The 2,500-nt window shown below is 55.4% G+C and carries 2 tRNA genes and 2 rRNA genes (1 of these 4 cut by a window edge); all 4 read left to right on the forward strand.

Annotated features, from left to right (window positions below):
- The first annotated feature begins 182 nt into the window (after nt 1-182).
- A 16S ribosomal RNA gene (locus AC0QTX_RS27065) occupies nt 183-1,667 on the forward strand.
- Between the two features lie 174 nt (nt 1,668-1,841).
- A tRNA-Ile gene (locus AC0QTX_RS27070) sits at nt 1,842-1,918 on the forward strand.
- Between the two features lie 27 nt (nt 1,919-1,945).
- Nucleotides 1,946-2,021 (forward strand) — tRNA-Ala (locus tag AC0QTX_RS27075).
- A 273-nt stretch (nt 2,022-2,294) separates the two neighbouring features.
- Nucleotides 2,295-2,500 (forward strand): 23S ribosomal RNA (locus AC0QTX_RS27080); it runs 2,604 nt beyond the window's last position.
- The 16S and 23S rRNA genes sit together here with 2 tRNA genes alongside, the layout of an rRNA operon.

The following is a 2,500-nucleotide window of genomic DNA, read 5'->3' on the forward strand; positions in this document are numbered from 1 at the left end:
TGCTCTTTGACATTGTTGAGAGGGGAAGAGAAGCGTAGGCGGCGGTGTCCTTGCGCCGATCCGCAAGGATCGGATGAAGATACCGACCTGATCTATGCTTTGGTGAGTACACCGCTGTGGGGAAACCTGCAGATGGATGGACTCTGTCAATATGAGTGTAGTGACAGTCAGATCAAATCTTTCAACTTGAGAGTTTGATCCTGGCTCAGAACGAACGCTGGCGGCAGGCTTAACACATGCAAGTCGAACGCACCGCAAGGTGAGTGGCAGACGGGTGAGTAACGCGTGGGAACGTGCCCTTCAGTTCGGAATAACCCAGGGAAACTTGGGCTAATACCGGATACGTGCGAGAGCAGAAAGATTTATCGCTGAAGGATCGGCCCGCGTCTGATTAGCTAGTTGGTGAGGTAATGGCTCACCAAGGCGACGATCAGTAGCTGGTCTGAGAGGATGATCAGCCACATTGGGACTGAGACACGGCCCAAACTCCTACGGGAGGCAGCAGTGGGGAATATTGGACAATGGGCGCAAGCCTGATCCAGCCATGCCGCGTGAGTGATGAAGGCCTTAGGGTTGTAAAGCTCTTTCGTCCGGGACGATAATGACGGTACCGGAAGAAGAAGCCCCGGCTAACTTCGTGCCAGCAGCCGCGGTAATACGAAGGGGGCTAGCGTTGTTCGGAATCACTGGGCGTAAAGGGCGCGTAGGCGGCTTTGTAAGTCGGGGGTGAAAGCCTGTGGCTCAACCACAGAATTGCCTTCGATACTGCATGGCTTGAGACCGGAAGAGGTTAGTGGAACTGCGAGTGTAGAGGTGAAATTCGTAGATATTCGCAAGAACACCAGTGGCGAAGGCGGCTGACTGGTCCGGTTCTGACGCTGAGGCGCGAAAGCGTGGGGAGCAAACAGGATTAGATACCCTGGTAGTCCACGCCGTAAACGATGAATGCCAGCCGTTGGCGAGCTTGCTCGTCAGTGGCGCAGCTAACGCTTTAAGCATTCCGCCTGGGGAGTACGGTCGCAAGATTAAAACTCAAAGGAATTGACGGGGGCCCGCACAAGCGGTGGAGCATGTGGTTTAATTCGAAGCAACGCGCAGAACCTTACCAGCCTTTGACATGTCCGGTATGGGCAGTGGAGACACTGCTCTTCAGTTCGGCTGGCCGGAACACAGGTGCTGCATGGCTGTCGTCAGCTCGTGTCGTGAGATGTTGGGTTAAGTCCCGCAACGAGCGCAACCCTCGCCCCTAGTTGCCATCATTCAGTTGGGCACTCTAGGGGGACTGCCGGTGATAAGCCGAGAGGAAGGTGGGGATGACGTCAAGTCCTCATGGCCCTTACGGGCTGGGCTACACACGTGCTACAATGGCGGTGACAAAGGGCAGCGAACCCGCGAGGGGGAGCTAATCCTAAAAAGCCGTCTCAGTTCAGATTGCACTCTGCAACTCGAGTGCATGAAGGCGGAATCGCTAGTAATCGTGGATCAGAACGCCACGGTGAATACGTTCCCGGGCCTTGTACACACCGCCCGTCACACCATGGGAGTTGGTCTTACCCGACGGCGCTGCGCCAACCGCAAGGAGGCAGGCGACCACGGTAGGGTCAGCGACTGGGGTGAAGTCGTAACAAGGTAGCCGTAGGGGAACCTGCGGCTGGATCACCTCCTTTCTAAGGATGTTCTCTTACGAACCGGCATCATGCTGGTTCTATCGGAACTCTTTTGAACAATAGGGTCAGTCAGACCCTGATATGCGGGACGCTGCCGTCTTCGTTTCTCTTCTCTCAATTCCAAACATCGGTTGGCTTGAGGTCTGGTCCTTGCAGGATCGGCCCTGGTCGACTGGGCCTGTAGCTCAGGTGGTTAGAGCGCACCCCTGATAAGGGTGAGGTCGGACGTTCGAGTCGTCCCAGGCCCACCATTATCGAGTTGTTCCGTGACGGAACATGGGGCCTTAGCTCAGCTGGGAGAGCGGTAGCTTTGCAAGCTTCAGGTCGTCGGTTCGATCCCGACAGGCTCCACCATCGATCCTTCGATGGGTGCGGTTTTGCGTGTTTGGAATGTCAAATGAGGTTCGTGCCCTTTCCTTCGGGTGGGTGGCGCGGATGTTTGAAATCGTAAAGAGGCAGCATATTCGGCAAGCGGGCAACCTAGTCCCGCGCACCAGCCCTGGCCCGCAGCCAGGAGCGCCGGATATGCTTGGCAAGCAAAAACATGTTTTGTGGAGAAATCCGCAAGACAGGTCTTTCTTTGATGATCGTGTTCGGCTCTGCCGAGCGGACATCGATCATGAGAGTAATCAAGTGTCGTAAGAGCATCTGGTGGATGCCTTGGCGCTGAGAGGCGATGAAGGACGTGGTACGCTGCGATAAGTCTTGGGGAGCTGCGAACGAGCTTTGATCCAAGAATCTCCGAATGGGGAAACCCACCTTCGACCCTTTGTATTGTGACGTCATTGGAAACAGTGGTGTTGCACTACGGAGGGTCAGATGAAGGGATTAGA

It is taken from the genome of Microvirga sp. jy35 (assembly GCF_056148915.1).